The organism is Pyramidobacter sp. C12-8 (assembly GCF_002007215.1).
Classification (GTDB): Bacteria; Synergistota; Synergistia; order Synergistales; family Dethiosulfovibrionaceae; genus Pyramidobacter.
Window position 1 is genome coordinate 1 of sequence record NZ_MUHX01000074.1, and the last position, 666, is coordinate 666.

Consider the following 666-nt stretch of genomic DNA (forward strand, 5'->3'; position numbering starts at 1 on the left):
GGCTTCACCGTCAGCAACGAAGCCGGAACGAAACAGGACATCACCCTCGGCGGCGCGACCAAGAAGAACATCAAGTTCGCAGGCGAAACCGGTAAGATCGACGTGACCGTAGCGGCCGACGGAAGCGACGGCGCGAAAGTGACTGTGTCGGCCAACCCCAACCTCGGTCAAAACATCGACATCAGCAACAACTCCGCCATCACCACCATCACCGGCACCCTGTCCGGCGGATTGAACTTCGCCGGCAACGACGGCGCCGTCAACCGCACCCTCGGCCAGACCCTGAACCTCAAAGGCGGCCTGGCAAGCGTGACGAGTGGCGCATCCGGCAAGAACCTCGGCGTGAAAAAGAACGCCGCCGGCGACGGCTTCGACCTCGTCATGAGCGAGACCCCCGAGTTCGCCAGCGTCACAGTCAAAAGTGGCGCGAACGAAATCAAACTCAACGGCGCGACAGGCACCATCGCCGGTTTGAGCAACACCACCCTCGACGCCGGCTGGGGCGAAAACGCCCGCGCCGGACAGGCCGCCACCGAAGGCCAGCTGAAAGCCGCCGCCCTCGCCGCGGGACAGAACGCCACCTACACCATCGGCGCCGCCCCCCACGGAAGCGCCCCCGGCATCCTCCTCGACAGCGCGCACAAACGCCTCGACATCATCCCCACA

At 64.9% G+C, this 666-nt stretch carries 1 protein-coding gene; it reads left to right on the top strand.

The window, feature by feature from the left end; all coding sequences use genetic code 11:
* Positions 1 to 666, top strand: a 666-nt coding sequence (locus B0D78_RS12125) for a hypothetical protein (protein ID WP_143521875.1), incomplete at both ends; no start/stop codon positions are given.